The organism is Kitasatospora sp. NPDC004799, from assembly GCF_040609095.1.
GTDB lineage: Bacteria > Actinomycetota > Actinomycetes > Streptomycetales > Streptomycetaceae > Kitasatospora.
The window spans coordinates 1-14457 of the sequence record NZ_JBEXJK010000207.1; the positions used below are offsets into that span (position 1 = coordinate 1).

Genomic DNA, 14457 nt, shown 5'->3' on the forward strand with positions numbered 1-14457 from the left:
GATGGGTGCTGACGATGGGCCGGGTCGAGCGCGCCGCCTACCGGCCCGACCCGGCCCGGGCCGACGCCTACGACGCCCTGTACGCCGAGTACCGCGAACTGCACGAGCACTTCGGCACCCCCGCCGACAAGCAGCTGCACCGCCTGCGGAACATCCGGAACGCCGCCCTGACGCAGAACAGCGAGGAATCATGAGCGACCTGATCGACCTGCTCCGGCAGCAGGTCAGCGACCTGCACCAGGAACTCGTCCGCTACCGGCTGGTGGTCTGGACGGCCGGCAACGTCTCCGCCCGGGTGCCGGGCGAGGACCTGATGGTGATCAAGCCGAGCGGGGTCTCCTACGACGAGCTGACGCCGGAGTCCATGATCCTCTGCGACCTGGACGGCACCGTGGTCGAGGGCGACTACGCCCCCTCCTCCGACACCGCCGCGCACGCCTACGTCTACCGGCACATGCCCGAGGTCGGGGGAGTGGTGCACACCCACTCCACCTACGCCAGCGCCTGGGCCGCCCGCGGCGAGGCCGTGCCCTGCGTGCTGACCGCCATGGCCGACGAGTTCGGCGCGGAGATCCCGGTCGGCCCGTTCGCGCTGATCGGCGACGACTCGATCGGCCGCGGCATCGTCGAGACCCTGCGCGGCCACCGCTCGCCCGCCGTCCTGATGAAGAGCCACGGCGTCTTCACCGTCGGCAAGGACGCCAGGGCCGCCGTCAAGGCCGCCGTGATGTGCGAGGACGTCGCCCGCACCGTGCACGTCTCCCGCCAGCTCGGCGAACCGCTGCCGATCGCCCAGGCCGACATCGACAGCCTCAACTTCCGCTACCAGAACGTGTACGGCCAGCAGCCCGCCCGCTGACCAGCAAGGAGACACCCATCATGACGTCGATCGAAGGCCGCGAGGTCTGGTTCCTGACCGGCAGCCAGGGCCTCTACGGCGAGGAGACGCTCCGCCAGGTCGCCGAGCAGTCCCGGCGGATCGCCGAGGCCCTGGGCGGCTCGCCGGAGCTGCCCGTCAAGGTGGTCTGGAAGCCGGTGCTCACCGACGCCGGCGCCATCCGCCGGGTCTGCCTGGACGCCAACGCGGCGGACGGGTGCATCGGCCTGATCGCCTGGATGCACACCTTCTCCCCGGCCAAGATGTGGATCGCCGGACTGGACGCGCTGCGCAAGCCGCTGCTCCACCTGCACACCCAGGCCAACGTCGAACTGCCCTGGGCCACCATCGACATGGACTTCATGAACCTGAACCAGGCCGCCCACGGCGACCGCGAGTTCGGCTACATCCAGTCCCGCCTGGGCGTCGCCCGCAAGACGGTCGCCGGACACGTCAGCGACCCCGTCACCACCCGCCGGATCGGGTCCTGGGCCCGCGCCGCCGTCGGCCGCGCCGAGCTGGCCACCCTCAAGCTGGCCCGGTTCGGCGACAACATGCGCGACGTCGCCGTCACCGAGGGGGACAAGGTCGAGGCCCAGCTCCGGTTCGGCGTCTCGGTCAACACCTACGGCGTCAACGACCTGGTCGAGGTGGTCGACGCCGCCTCCGACGCCGAGGTCACCGAACTGGTCAAGGAGTACGAGGACGCCTACCGCCTCGCCCCGGCCCTGCGCCCCGGCGGCGAGCGGCACGAGTCGCTGCGCTACGCCGCCCGGATCGAGGCGGGCCTGCGCGCCTTCCTGACGGCGGGCGGCTTCCGCGCCTTCACCACCAACTTCGAGGACCTCGGCGGGCTGCGCCAGCTGCCCGGCCTGGCCGTCCAGCGGCTGATGGCCGACGGCTACGGCTTCGGCGGCGAGGGCGACTGGAAGACCTCGGTGCTGCTGCGCACCCTCAAGGCGGCCGCCGCCGGCCTGCCCGGCGGCACCTCCTTCATGGAGGACTACACCTACCACCTGGAGCCCGGACGGGAGCTGATCCTCGGCGCGCACATGCTGGAGGTCTGCCCGAGCATCGCCACCGCCACCCCGTCCTGCGAGGTGCACCCGCTGGGCATCGGCGGCCGGGAGGACCCGGTCCGGCTGGTCTTCGACGCCGCGCCCGGCCCGGCCGTGGTGGTCGGGCTGGCGGACCTGGGCGACCGCTTCCGGCTGGTCGCCAACGAGATCGACGTGGTCGACCCGGCCGAGCCGCTGCCCGCGCTCCCGGTGGCCCGCGCGGTCTGGCGGCCGCGGCCGGACTTCCGGACCTCCGCCGAGGCCTGGCTCGCCGCCGGCGCGCCGCACCACACGGTGCTCACCGCCGCGCTCGGCGCCGAGCACCTGGAGGACCTCGCGGAGATGCTCGGCACCGAGCTGGTGCTGATCGACGGCGGTACGACGATCCGCCAGTTCACCCGGGAGCTGCGCTGGAACCAGGCCTACCACCGCCTGGCGCAGGGATTCTGAGCACGTACCCTCGGGGCGGCATCCAGGACGGGTGCCGCCCCTCCGGCACTTCCACGCAAGGGAGCACCACCATGACCGCCGACCTGACCGTCCGGGCCCACCCGGCGGGCGAGCTGCCGGACGGCCGCGCCGTCGACCGCTGGGTCTTCGGGACCTCCGACGGCGTCACCGCCGAGGTGCTCAGCCTCGGCGCCCGGCTCCAGTCGCTGCACGCCCCGGACCGGGACGGCCACCGGGCCAACGTGGTGCTGGGCGGCGGATCGCCGGCCGACATGCTCGGCGAGGCGGTCTACCTCGGCGCCACCGTGGGCCGGTACGGCAACCGCATCGCGGGCGGTGAACTCCCGCTGGACGGCACCGTGCACCGGCTGGCGACCCAGGAGAACGGCCACACCCTGCACGGCGGCCCGGACGGCTTCGCCACCCGGCTGTGGACCGGCACCCCGCTGACCGAGGGCGACCGGGTCGGGGTCCGGCTGGAGCTGCACAGCCCCGACGGCGACCAGGGCTTCCCCGGGGCGCTGGACGTGACGGTCAGCTACCTGCTGGACCGGGCCGGGGAGCTGACGATCTCCTACCGGGCCGGGACCGACGCGCCCACCGTGGTCAACCTGACCAACCACGCCTACTTCAACCTCGGCGGCGAGGGCAGCGGACCGGTGCTGGACCACCTGCTCCGGGTGGAGGCGGACGAGTACCTCCCGGTGGACCCCGGCCTGATCCCGCTCGGCGCGCCCGAACCGGTCAAGGAGACCCCGTTCGACCTCACCGGCGCGGCGGGGCTGGGCGGCCGGCTCGCCGCCCCGCACCCGCAGGTACGGCTGGCCGGGGACGGGTTCGACCACACCTGGGTGCTCCGCCCCGGCACCGGTCTGCGGCCGGCCGCCACCCTCCACCACCCGGCCAGCGGCCGGCGGTTGGACTGCCTGACCACCGAACCGGGCGTGCAGGTCTACACCGGCAACCACTTCGACGGCACCCTCACCGGCCCGGGCGGCCGGCCGTACGGGAGGTACGCGGGCATCGCGCTGGAGACCCAGCACTTCCCGGACTCCCCGCACGTCGACTCGTACCCCTCCACCGTCCTGCGCCCGGGGGAGCGGTACGAGTCGACCACGGTCTACCGGTTCTCGGCGGAGTGACCTCGGCCCCGCGGCGACCAGGAGAACCCGAGCCCGGTCGCCGCGGGGCGCTCCTACGGGTGGCTGCTCCGCGTTCAGCCCGGCTGCCAGCCGATGTCGGCGACGTCCAGCTCGGCGGTCCCCGCGGTGTAGAGCATGAACGGCACCGCCACGTGCCGCAGGTCCGTGCCGATCGCCGCGAGGTCGCCCAGCGGCACCGACACCGTCGTCCAGCCGTCCGGTCCGGCCTGCGCCAGCCAGGGCGCGAGGTCGAGGCCCGGCTGGGCGGGGTAGTCGTCGTGGCAGGCCAGGTAGAGCGGCTCCGACGGTGCCCGCCGCACCCGGACCGCGAACCGCAGGGAGCCGCCGGCGTCGAGGTACCCGCGCAGGTCGGCCGGCTCGCCGCTGGGCGACTCCGCGTACACGAAGGCCGGGTACCCCTTGAACTCCAGCCGCAGCGCCGGGCCGCCCGGGCCGGGCAGCGGGGTCGCCCGTACGATCAGGCAGTCCGTCGGCCGGTCGAGGCGGATCTCCTCCCGCGACCAGGTGTTGTGCCCGCCGATCCGCAGCCGGTACCCGGTGCCGTCCGCGTCCAGCACCGGCAGCGGCCCCGTCACCGCCGGCGGTGACGGCGGCGCGGCCGGCACGTCCGGCTCCAGCGGTGCGCCCACCGGATCCGTCCCGTGCACGGACAGCCCGTACCCGACCGGGAAGAGCGGCCGGTGGCGGCCGGTCGGCGCGGTCTCCTCCGCCGGCACCCGGTAGTCCGGCAGGTGCGGCGGTACCCGGTTGACCGCACTGGCGTCCCGGGTCCGCGGCCACGAGGAGGGCAGCCGGCCCTGGAAGTCGTACCGCGCCGTCCCGTCCGGCCCCGCGAACAGCACGTCCGCCACCCCGTGCGCGGACGGCCCGGGCAGCCAGGCCACCACGAAGGCGTCGGACAGGTTGATCTCCTCGGTGCAGTACAGCGGGCGGCCGGTGAAGAAGACCGTCACCGTGCGCACGCCGTCCGCCCGCAGCCGCCGCAGCAGCTCCAGGTCGCGGGCGTAGCCCTGCTTCAGGTCGGCGTACCCGATCGAGCGCCACGGCTTGATCGTGCCGCGCATCTCCGCGTACGCGTCCTCGCCGACGCAGACCACCGCGACGTCGAACCGCTGCGGGTCGGTGTGCTCCAGGCCCGGGTCGACCGTGCAGTTCTCCGCACCGACCACGGCCCGCACCGCGTCCGCCATGGTGGCGCCGTCCGGCAGGTCGGCCCGCTCCAGGTCGTCGCCCTGCCAGGTGAGCGTCCAGCCGCCGCACTGCTTGCCCAGGTCGTCGGCGGCACTGCCGCAGACCAGCACGCGCGCACCGGGGGAGAGCGGCAGCAGACCCGGGGTGTGCTTGAGCAGCACCTGCGACGTGCGGACCGCCTCCCGGGCCAGCTCCCGGTGCCGGGACGAGCCGATCACCGCCGGGGCGTCCGGCCGGCTCAGCGAGCGCTCGCGCGGGCGCGGCCGGTCCCAGAGCCCGGCGCGCATCTTCACCCGCAGCACCCGGCGCACCGCGTCGTCGATCCGCTCCTGCGGGATCGCCCCGGACCTGACGTCCGCCACCGCGTTGCGGTGGACGCTCTGCCAGGCGTCCCGCCCGGCCACCATCAGCACGTCCAGGCCGGCGTTGATCGCGTACCCGGCGTCCCCCGCCGAGCACCCGGCCACCTCCGCGTGCGCGTCCCAGTCGCTGATCACGATGCCGTCGAAGCCCAGCGCGCCCTTGAGCACGTCGGTGATCAGGTACCGGCTGCCGTGCACCTTGTGGTTGTACGGCTCCGCCCGGCCCGGGGTGTGGTCGTAGTTCGCCGGGTGCTCCCAGCTGCTGAAGGACACCATCACGCTCTGCGCGCCGGCCCGGATGCCGGCCAGGAAGCCCTGGGCGTGGATGTCCCGCAGCACCTGCTCGTCGCAGCGCGCGGTGCCGCGGTCCCCGCCGTCCGCGGTGCCGCCGTCGGCGATCCAGTGCTTGAGCGTGGCCAGCACCCGGCGGTCGGTGCGCAGCGCCGCCACGTCGCCCTGCAGGCCCTCCACCATCGCCCGGCCGTAGGCGTGGACCAGCGCGGGGTCCTCGCCGTAGCCCTCGTAGTAGCGGCCCCAGCGGCGGTCGCGCGGATTGGTCACGGTCGGCGCGAAGATCCAGTCCATGCCGGTCGCCGCGACCTCGCGGGCGGTCGCCGCGCCGATCCGGCGGACCAGCTCCGGGTCGCCGGCCGCGCCCAGGCCGATGTTGTGCGGGAAGACCGTCGCGCCGTGCACGTTGTTGTGCCCGTGGACGGCGTCGGTGGCCCACATGAACGGGATCCGGAACGGGCGGTCGCGCCAGACCTCCTCGGCGGCGGACCAGAAGTGGTCCACCATCTCCACCCAGTCCCGGACCGAGGCGTGCCGCTTGCCGTCCGGCCAGATCCCGGCGCCGTTCAGCGCCGATCCGATCCGGTACGCGCGGACGTCCTCGGCGGTCAGCTGCGCCAGTTCGGGCTGGACCAGCTGACCGACCTTCTCCTCCAGGGTCAGCTGCGCCAGGATCTCCGCCACCCGGCGCTCGATCTCCGGGTCGGGGGCGATCGCGGATTCCAGCCGCGGCCAGGCGGGCAGCGGTTCGAGGGCGGGCAGCGGCTCGAGTGCGGGCTGTGGCGCGGGCGAGGGCTGTGGTGCGAGCGGGGGCTGTGGTTCGGCCGGCACGGTGGTCACTCCTCCTCCTGCCGGCCCGGGGCCGGCTCGGTGATCCAGAACTCCTCGACGGGGCTGGTGAGGATCCGCTCCTGGAACGGCTCCGGCACCACCGGCCGGGTCTGCCCCGGGGCGAACAGCTCGACCTGGGTGCGGTGTTCACGGAGCGCGGCCCGCTTGCGGGGCAGCTGCTCGGTGATGTCCACCGCGACCCGCCGCTCGGACGTCCCGGCGGTGGCGGACGGCGGGTTGCGGTTGACGAAGGCGAACTCCTCCTCGGTCCGCTCGTCCCACACCACGTACCGGCGGACGGCCGGGGTCAGGCCCAGCTCCGCCAGGCAGGCCAGCACCGTCTCCCCGGTCAGCCGGTGGTCGGCGTTCAACTCCCGTACCTCGTGCGGCAGGTAGACCTCGGCGACGCCGGGGTGGCCCCGCAGCACGTCCAGCACGCGGGCGCGGAAGGGCTCCAGGTGGTCGGCGAGGGCGGTGTCCGGGAAGTCCAGGAACTCCACCGCGTCCTCGGCCAGGCCGAGCACCCGGGCCGCCGCCCGGGCCTCCCGGCGGCGGATCAGCCGCAGCTCGGCGGGCGTCGGGTCCTGGTGGATGCCCAGCACCGCCGAGTGCGACATCGCGCCGTCGGTGGCGAACACGATCCGCACCCGCGCGCCCTCCGCCGCCAGCCCGGCGATGGTGCCGCCGCAGGCGATCACCTCGTCGTCCGGGTGCGGTGCGAACACCAGCACCGTGCGGGAGGAGAGGGCGGAGCGCCGGTGCGCCTCGGCCCACATCCCCAGGACCGGTGGGGTCATCGGGCACCCTCCGGGGTCGCGGCGCCGGGTGCGTCGTCGGTCGCCGCGTCGTCGGTCGGGGCTTCGATGGCCGGGGCGTCGATCCCGCGGAAGGTCGTGCCGAACCGGTCGGTGACCGCCCCGGGGGCCAGGCCGCGGGAGCGCAGGAGGTCCTCGATCTCCTCGAAGTGGTGGTCGGGCACCAGCCGCGCCACCGGGGTGTCGAACTTGTCGGCGAAGTAGCGGTAGTTCGCGGCGGCCGAGGCCATGTTGCCGGCGTAGCTCTTGGGGTGCGGCACGTGCAGCGAGGAGGCGTCCCGGCGGAGCACGAAGCGCGCGCCGGCCGAGTGCAGCCGGTAGCCGAGGTCGACGTCCTCGGCGCCCCAGGCGCGGTACGCCTCGTCGAAGCCGCCGACCTCGCGCAGCAGGGCGGTGCTCGCGGACACGTTGCAGGTCCACCACATCAGCCAGGGGGCGGTGAGCACCCCCAGGTCCTCGCCGTAGCGCGCGTAGTACGTCTCGCGCAGGTCCAGCCAGACGCCCCGGTCGGCGAACTCGGCGATCGAGGCGTCCGGGTCGGCGTGGTCGATGGCCGCGGCGATCAGCTCGCCGTCCTCGTTGCCCTCGTTGAAGCAGTAGACGTAGCCCGTGACCGCGACCGGACCGGCCTCGGCCCGGTGCGCGTCCAGGTGCGCGGCCAGCGCGCCGGAGTGCAGCACCACTCCGGAGTCCACCAGGACGCACACCTGGGCGCGGGCGTGGCGGATGCCCACGTTGCGGGCGGCGGCGACCCGGTAGCCCCGGTCCTCCTGGAAGAAGTAGCGCAGGTCCAGCCGGTTCCGGTACGACGCGACCAGGTCCGCGGTGTCGTCGGTCGAGCCGTCGTCGACCACGATCACCTCGAACGCGTCGCCGGGGCGCGGGCGTTGGCGGACGAGTGAGTCCAGCGTGTGCCGGAGCAGATCGGCCCGGTCGTAGGTCGGGACGATCACCGTGCAGGCGGGCGGCGTGGTCACGCGGCGCTCCCTTCGTCGATGGTGGAGGCGGCGGTCGGCCCGGTGCCCCGGGCCAGCTGGGTCAGCAGGCCGGCCGCGCCGGTCAGTCCGGCGCACACCCAGAACACCTGGCCGTACCCCGTCCAGGTGGCGACCGTGCCGACGGCCAGGCCGCCGAGGAACATGCCGGTCTTGAACGCGCTCGCGTACAGCGAGGACGCGGTGCCCGCCCGGCCCGGCAGGGCGTCCTGGAGCATCACCACCGGGATGTTCATCACCACGGCGGTCCAGAAGGCGTTGGGCACCTGGAGCAGCAGCAGGGCGGTGCGGGACTCCGCCAGCGGGAGCACGGCGAAGAACAGGGTGGCGCAGACCGTGGCCGCCAGCAGCAGCCGGGCCTTGCCGATCCGCTCGGCCCAGGCGCCCACCGCGATCATCAGCGGGATCTCCAGGCAGGCGCTCAGGCCCAGCAGCAGGCCGGCGAAGGCCGCGCCGAGGTGCAGCTCCGAGGTGACCCGCAGCGAGAGGTCGATCTGGTACATCATGTTGGCGCCCAGCAGCAGCACGGTCGCCGCCAGCAGCAGCACCGTCCGCCCGCCGAGCCCGGCGAACGCTCCGCGCAGGCCGGGGCCCGACGGGCGGTCGGCTCCCTCGGCCGCCGGCCGGGCGATCGGGGGCAGGCCCCAGCGGCAGACCGCCGCCGCCAGCAGCGACAGCCCGGCCGCCGCCGCGTACAGCACGGTGAACGACCACTGCGCCACCAGCCAGAACGCCACCGGCGGGCCGGCCACCCAGGCCAGCGAGGTCACCGAACGCTGGAAGCCGTTGAAGAAGGTCGCGTCGACCTTCCGGTCCTCGGCCAACTCCCGGGTGTAGGCGAAGAGTTGGCCGAAGCAGGCGCCGCCGAGACCGAAGCAGACCATGCCGGCCGCGAGCAGCACCCAGTAGTCGCGCAGCAGCGCGTAGCAGAGCGCGCCGACCGCGTTGAGCAGCGCGGTGACGACCAGCACGTTCCGCCGGTCGCGCAGCCGGTCGGAGACCACCCCCATCGCCAGGTCGGTGCCGATCTCGCCGATCGAGCGCGCGGCGAAGAACAGCCCGATCATCAGCGGCGTGGCGCCCACCGAGTCGGCCAGGAACAGGCTGACGGTCGGGACCACGAAGGCGCCCGCCAGCCCGACGAAGCCGTTGGCGCCGATCAGGCTCTGCACCGCGCCGTCGGCCAGCAGCCGCCACCGGCCCCCGGGCACCGTCACCCCGTGCGCGCTCACGCCGCCGCCTCCGCCCGGTCGTCCTGGCGCTGCCGGTACGGCAGCCACGGCGCCAGCTCCCGGCCGGCCGGCACGGCGGCCGCGGCCGCGAGGTCCGCCGCGTCGACCGAGCCCCCGGCCAGCAGCCGCTCCCGCACCTCGACCGGCAGCGCGGCCAGGATCCGGTGCCGCAGCCCCGCCAGGTCCAGCCGGTGGTCCAGGGCCCCCGGCCGGGCGCGCCCCGGCTCGGGGCCGGCCAGCCGCGCCGGGTCCACCTGGCCGGCGACCAGCGCCCAGTACCCGGCGAAGTCGACCGCCGGGTCGGGCAGGCTCCCGCTGAGCAGGCCCAGCCGGATCGTCTCCAGCCAGCAGTCCAGGTAGCGCCGGTCGGTCAGCGCGCCCATGTGCCGGGCGCACCACTCGGCGCGCGCCCGCTCGTCCGGCAGCGCCGCCTTCCCGGTCAGCACCGCGACCGCCCAGCCCGCCACCGCCTCGAAGTACGGGCAGGCGGTGCCGAACGCCTCGGTGTCCACCGGGGTGTTGATCACCGCCAGGGTCGGGTCGTGCCGCCAGAAGTGGTGCTCGTAGAGGTCCTCGCGGCGCAGTTCCTCGACGAAGCCGTAGTCGGGCATCTCGTAGCCGAGGCAGAGCACCACCGCGTCGTACGCCCGGACGCCGCCGTCCGCGAACTCCACCGTCCCGTCCGGCGCGAACGCCGCGAACGCCGGGACGGGGTGCACCGCGCCCGCGTGGACGGCGGGCACGATCCGCTCGTTGACGTGCACAGCGCCGTGGAAGCCGGACTCCGGCAGCAGCCCGGTGGCCCGGTACATCGCCAGGTAGTCGGGCTCCAACTCGCCCATCCACTCCAGGTATTCGGCGTACGGGAGCTCCTCGACCGCGACCCGGCCGGCGTACGAGAACAGGGCGTCGTTGTAGCGCCCGCCGAGCGTCCGCGGCAGGAACAGCTGCCGGCGGCGCACCGACCAGTCCACCCGGGCCGCGGTGCCCGCCAGGTCGGCGGCGATGTCGGCCCCGCTCACCCCGCCGCCGACCACCAGCACCCGCTGTCCGGCGAACTCCGCCGGGCCCCGGTAGTCGGGCGAGGCCAGCACCCGCACCGGCGCCTGCGGCCCGGGCAGCCGGGCGGGCAGCCGCGGCTGCCACAGCTCGCCGTTGGCGACCAGCACCGCGTCCACCGCCTCGGTCCGCTCCCGGCCGTCCGCCGTGCGCGCGGTGACCCGCCACCCGCCGTGGGCCGCCCGGGCCACCCGGACCACCTCGCTGCCGAACACCACCGCGTCCAGCAGGCCGTGCCGCTGCGCGTAGGAGCGCAGGTACTCCTGCACCTCCGGCTGGGACGGGAAGTCGGTGGCGAAGGCCGGCGGATGGTCCGAGAACGGCATGCTCATCCGCGAACTCTGCATCCGCACACCGGCGTACGCGCCGCCGCCGGCGGGGTTCCAGATCCCGCCGAGGTCGGCGGCCTTCTCGAAGCAGACCACGTCGAGCCCCGCGGCGCGGGCCTGCCGGACGCAGGTCAGCCCCGCCGGACCGGCACCGATCACTGCTGTGCGCATGGCGACTCCAGGCTCGTCGACAGGGTGCGGAAGGTGCGGCCGGGTAACGGCCGTACGGTCAGATGAAGGGGTCGAAGTCGTCGCACGGCTCCGCCTCCCGTCGGGTCGGCATCAGCGCGATCTCCTGGTTGGACGGGTGCCGGGCGCAGACGAACCGGCAGTCGGTGCTCGGGTCGATCACCCCGGTGTCCGCGGCCGCCCACAGCTCGGCGAAGGAGGACTGCTGGATGTCGCCGATCCGGCCCTTCGGGTTGCCCCGGTGGTACGGGCAGACGAACACGCCGGTCGGGGTGATGGTGGTGCGCAACTCGGCGACGGCGCAGCGGTGGTAGTCCTTCGGCTGGACCGAGTCGGTGTGGTGGCGGACCGCCTGCCAGTTGGAGGAGTGCAGCACGTGGAAGGCGTCGTCCTCCAGTTCGCGCAGCCGGGCGATCTGCTCCTCCACGGCCGCGATGTCGTCGGCGCGCTGGTTGACCGTGTAGTGGTCCTCGTCGAGCATCGCCTTGACCTCGAAGTAGTCGCAGCCGATCTCCTTCGCCAGCACGCCCGCCCGGTACACCTCGTGGTAGTTGGACTCGGTGACCCGGCCGTCCTCGTCGAGGCGCTGCATCAGCAGGAACGAGTAGCCGAGCCGGCCCGCCTTCCGGCCGGCCAGCAGCCGCATGTTCTCGATCACCTGGGGGAAGACGCTGCGCTTGCCGCGCGCCGGGCGGAACGCGGCGTAGGTCTCGGCGGTGCCGGCGTCGATCGAGACCCGCACCCAGGAGAGCATGGGGGCCAACCGGTCGATGTGCCGGTGGATCTGGGTGCCGTTGGTCACCAGGCCGATCCTGATGCCGGCGCCGTGCAGCACCTCGATGACCTGCCCGATCGTGCGGTGCATCAGCGGCTCGCCGCCGCCGATCAGGATGACCGCCCGGACCCCGGAGTCCGCGAGTTCGTGGGCCAGGCGCAGGATGCGGTCCTGCCCCAACTGGCCCTGGTGCAGCACCTGGGAGCTGATGCACTCCGGGCAGGCCAGGTCGCACACGGTGGTCGGGTCGAGGTCGACCACCAGGGGGGAGGAGAGGCGCCCGCCCCGCGCGACCTGGAGGACCGCGGGGTGGACGGAACGCTGGTAGAGCTTGCCGACGAGGTCGAGGTTGCGCTCGACGAAGTCGGTGCCGACGGCATCACCCGGCAGGGTGCGCGGCTCGTCCATGGATCACTGCCTCCTACAAGGACGTCGGGGGTCAGGCCAGTCCGCCGCGGCGGATCACGTCGGAGTACCAGCGGGCGCTGGTCTTGGGGGTGCGCACGAGGGTGTCGTAGTCGACGTGGACGATGCCGAAGCGCTTCTCGTAGCCGTACGCCCACTCGAAGTTGTCCATCAGCGACCAGAGGAAGTAGCCGCGGACGTCCGCGCCGCCGGCGATCGCGTCGGAGACCGCGGCCAGGTGGTCGTGGAGGTAGGCGGTCCGCTCGGGGTCGTGGACGGTGCCGTCGGGGGCGACGGTGTCCTCGAAGGCGGCGCCGTTCTCGGTGACCAGCAGCGGCACGCCGAACTCGCGGTACAGGGAGAGCAGCGAGTCGGACAGCCCGGTCGGGTCGATCGGCCAGCCCATCGCGGTGAGCCTGTCGTTGGCGAGGTGGAAGGCGACGTCCTCGGCGCCCGGCCAGGGCGAGTGCGCGCTCGCGCCGTGCCCGTCGTTGCGCGGGAGGTCACCGGCGTTGGCGGCGGAGGAGACCACGGTCGGGTTGTAGTAGTTGAGGCCGAGCAGGTCGATCGGGCGGGAGATCTCGGCGAGGTCGCCGGCGTGCACCAGCGCGTCCCACTTCACCAGGTGGGCGGTGTCGGCGAGCAGGTCGTCGTCGTACCGGCCCTTGAACAGCGGGCTGGTGAAGATCCGGTTGCCGACGGCCTCGATCCGGCGGGCCGCCTCCAGGTCGTCGGGGTGCGTGGTCCGCGGGCGGACGGCGTGCAGGTTGAGCGACACGGCCAGCTGGGCGTCGGTGGGCAGGACCTCGCGCAGGGCGCCGACGGCGAGGCCGTGGCCGAGGTTGAGGTGGTGGGCGGCCCTGAGCGCGTCGGCGGGGTCGGTGCGGCCGGGGGCGTGCACGCCGGAGCCGTAGCCGAGGAAGGCGCTGCACCAGGGCTCGTTGAGGGTCGTCCAGGTGGAGACCCGGTCGCCGAGGGCCCGGGCGGCCAGCGCCGCGTAGTCGGCGAAGTGGTACGCGGTGTCGCGGTCGGCCCAGCCGCCCTCGTCCTCCAACTCCTGCGGGAGGTCCCAGTGGTAGAGGGTGGCGACCGGGGTGATGCCGTGGTCGAGCAGCTCGTCGACCAGCGCCCGGTAGAAGTCCAGGGCGCGTTCGTTGGCCGGGCCGCGCCCGGTGGGCCGCAGGCGGGACCAGGAGAGGGAGAAGCGGTAGGCGGTGAGGCCGATCTCGGCCATCGTCCGGACGTCCTCGCGGAACCGGTGGTAGTGGTCGATCGCGGTGTCGCCGGTGTCGCCGTTGGCGACCTTGCCGGGGACGTGGCTGAAGGTGTCCCAGATCGAGGGGGTGCGGCCGTCCTCGGCGACGGCGCCCTCGATCTGGTAGGCGGCGGTGGCCGCGCCCCAGGCGAAGCCGCGGGGGAAGGAGGGGTGGTTCGAGCCGGTGGTCATGCGGGTGTTCTCCAAGAGGTGGGGTTTCGGGGCGGGGCGTCGGCCTCGGGCCTGCCGTCGCCCCGCGGACGCGGGTTCGCGGACAGGCCCTGGCGGCCGGTCACCCCTTCAGCGCGCCCTGGGTGATCCCGCCGACGATCTGCCGGCCGAACACGGTGAAGACCAGGAGCAGCGGGAGGGTGCCGACGAGCGCGCCGGCGGTGATGACGGACCAGTCGGTGGACCAGCCGGTGCCGAGGCCGGCCAGGGCGACCTGGACGGTGGGGTTGGTGGCGCCGTTCATCGCGATGATCGGCCACAGGAAGTCGTTCCAGGACTGGACGAAGGTGAGCATCCCGAGCACGGCCATCGCGGGCCGGGCGACCGGGACGACGACGTGCCAGACGACCCGCAGCGAGTTCGCGCCGTCGATCTGGGCCGCTTCCAGGAGTTCGGTGGGCAGCGCCTGGGTGAGGTACTGGCGCATGAAGAAGACGCCGAAGGCGGTCACCAGGGTCGGCAGGATGAGGGCGCCGAGCTGGTTGCCGAGCCCCAGGTGCTTCATCAGGATGAACAGCGGGACGATGCTGACCTGGGCGGGGACGGCCATGGTGGCGACGACGAGGGCGAGCATCGCCCCGCGGCCGCGGAAGCGGAGCTTGGCGAAGGCGAAGCCGGCCAGGACCGAGAAGGCCACCGTGGTGATCGCGACGGTGCCCGCGACCAGGGTCGAGTTGAGCAGTGCGACGCCCATGCCGCGCGCCCCGGCGTTGTTCCAGACGTAGCCGATGTTGCGGAAGAGGTTCCCCCCGGGCACCAGCGGCGGCGGGGTGGAGATCACGCTGTGGCTGTCGGTGGACGCCGCCACGAGCGTCCAGTACAGCGGGAACAGCGAGGCGAGGGCGACCAGGACCAGCGTCGTCAGGGCGACCGGCCCGGCCCGGTGCTGGTCGTGGACAAAACGGACGGCGACACGGACACAGAGCGGCAGGTGCCCGATGGCGGAGGA

General features: G+C 73.8%; 11 protein-coding genes and 1 pseudogene. 4 read left to right on the forward strand and 8 right to left on the reverse strand.

From position 1 onward, the window contains the following. From ABZW03_RS24115 to ABZW03_RS24130, 4 genes and pseudogenes are all read left to right on the forward strand, one after another. A pseudogene (locus tag ABZW03_RS24115) lies at positions 1–194 on the forward strand (ribulokinase); the annotation flags it as partial. Continuing rightward, positions 191–859: an L-ribulose-5-phosphate 4-epimerase gene (locus tag ABZW03_RS24120; RefSeq protein ID WP_355261891.1), complete on the forward strand. Its 669-nt coding sequence runs from the start codon at positions 191–193 to the stop codon at positions 857–859. The pseudogene ABZW03_RS24115 and the gene ABZW03_RS24120, both read left to right, overlap by 4 nt. Before the next feature lie 20 nt (positions 860–879). Continuing rightward, positions 880–2385, forward strand: a complete 1506-nt coding sequence (araA, locus tag ABZW03_RS24125; protein WP_355261894.1) for an L-arabinose isomerase — start codon at positions 880–882, stop codon at positions 2383–2385. Positions 2386–2456: 71 nt separating this feature from the next. Further along, positions 2457–3527 (forward strand): aldose epimerase family protein, encoded by a 1071-nt coding sequence (locus ABZW03_RS24130; protein WP_355261896.1) that lies wholly within the window; start codon positions 2457–2459, stop codon positions 3525–3527. A 74-nt stretch (positions 3528–3601) separates the two neighbouring features. On the opposite strand, the gene ABZW03_RS24135 is transcribed toward ABZW03_RS24130, so the two are convergent. The 8 genes from ABZW03_RS24135 to ABZW03_RS24170 form a co-directional block, all read right to left on the reverse strand. Beyond that, on the reverse strand, positions 3602–6232 hold the full coding sequence (locus tag ABZW03_RS24135) for a glycoside hydrolase family 3 N-terminal domain-containing protein (protein ID WP_355261899.1): 2631 nt from the start codon (positions 6230–6232) through the stop codon (positions 3602–3604). Then, positions 6229–7020 carry a PIG-L deacetylase family protein gene (locus ABZW03_RS24140; RefSeq protein ID WP_355261902.1) on the reverse strand — a complete coding sequence of 264 codons (792 nt, stop codon included), beginning with the start codon at positions 7018–7020 and terminating at the stop codon, positions 6229–6231. The genes ABZW03_RS24135 and ABZW03_RS24140 overlap by 4 nt, the downstream gene beginning before the upstream one ends. Next, entirely contained in the window at positions 7017–8015 is a 999-nt protein-coding gene (locus ABZW03_RS24145; RefSeq protein WP_355261905.1) for a glycosyltransferase, read from the reverse strand. The genes ABZW03_RS24140 and ABZW03_RS24145 overlap by 4 nt, the downstream gene beginning before the upstream one ends. Continuing rightward, positions 8012–9265 carry a sugar efflux transporter gene (locus ABZW03_RS24150; RefSeq protein WP_355261908.1) on the reverse strand — a complete coding sequence of 418 codons (1254 nt, stop codon included), beginning with the start codon at positions 9263–9265 and terminating at the stop codon, positions 8012–8014. Before ABZW03_RS24150 ends, ABZW03_RS24145 begins: the two co-directional genes overlap by 4 nt. Beyond that, on the reverse strand, positions 9262–10824 hold the full coding sequence (locus ABZW03_RS24155) for an NAD(P)-binding domain-containing protein (RefSeq protein ID WP_355261911.1): 1563 nt from the start codon (positions 10822–10824) through the stop codon (positions 9262–9264). The genes ABZW03_RS24150 and ABZW03_RS24155 overlap by 4 nt, the downstream gene beginning before the upstream one ends. Positions 10825–10882: 58 nt before the next feature. Beyond that, a complete protein-coding gene (locus tag ABZW03_RS24160) occupies positions 10883–12025 on the reverse strand; it encodes a radical SAM protein (RefSeq protein WP_355261914.1) in 1143 nt (380 codons plus the stop codon). A gap of 31 nt (positions 12026–12056) precedes the next feature. Further along, positions 12057–13469 (reverse strand): GH1 family beta-glucosidase, encoded by a 1413-nt coding sequence (locus tag ABZW03_RS24165; RefSeq protein ID WP_355261917.1) that lies wholly within the window; start codon positions 13467–13469, stop codon positions 12057–12059. Between the two features lie 100 nt (positions 13470–13569). Continuing rightward, entirely contained in the window at positions 13570–14373 is an 804-nt protein-coding gene (locus tag ABZW03_RS24170) for a carbohydrate ABC transporter permease (protein WP_355261920.1), read from the reverse strand. Positions 14374–14457: the final 84 nt, after the last annotated feature.

Coding starts and splice junctions, on each gene's coding strand:
- ABZW03_RS24155 (WP_355261911.1), bottom strand. CDS start 10,824: ATGCGCACAGCAGTGATCGGTGCCGGTCCGGCGGGGCTGACCTGCGTC.
- araA (WP_355261894.1), top strand. CDS start 880: ATGACGTCGATCGAAGGCCGCGAGGTCTGGTTCCTGACCGGCAGCCAG.
- ABZW03_RS24120 (WP_355261891.1), top strand. CDS start 191: ATGAGCGACCTGATCGACCTGCTCCGGCAGCAGGTCAGCGACCTGCAC.
- ABZW03_RS24140 (WP_355261902.1), bottom strand. CDS start 7,020: ATGACCCCACCGGTCCTGGGGATGTGGGCCGAGGCGCACCGGCGCTCC.
- ABZW03_RS24165 (WP_355261917.1), bottom strand. CDS start 13,469: ATGACCACCGGCTCGAACCACCCCTCCTTCCCCCGCGGCTTCGCCTGG.
- ABZW03_RS24130 (WP_355261896.1), top strand. CDS start 2,457: ATGACCGCCGACCTGACCGTCCGGGCCCACCCGGCGGGCGAGCTGCCG.
- ABZW03_RS24160 (WP_355261914.1), bottom strand. CDS start 12,025: ATGGACGAGCCGCGCACCCTGCCGGGTGATGCCGTCGGCACCGACTTC.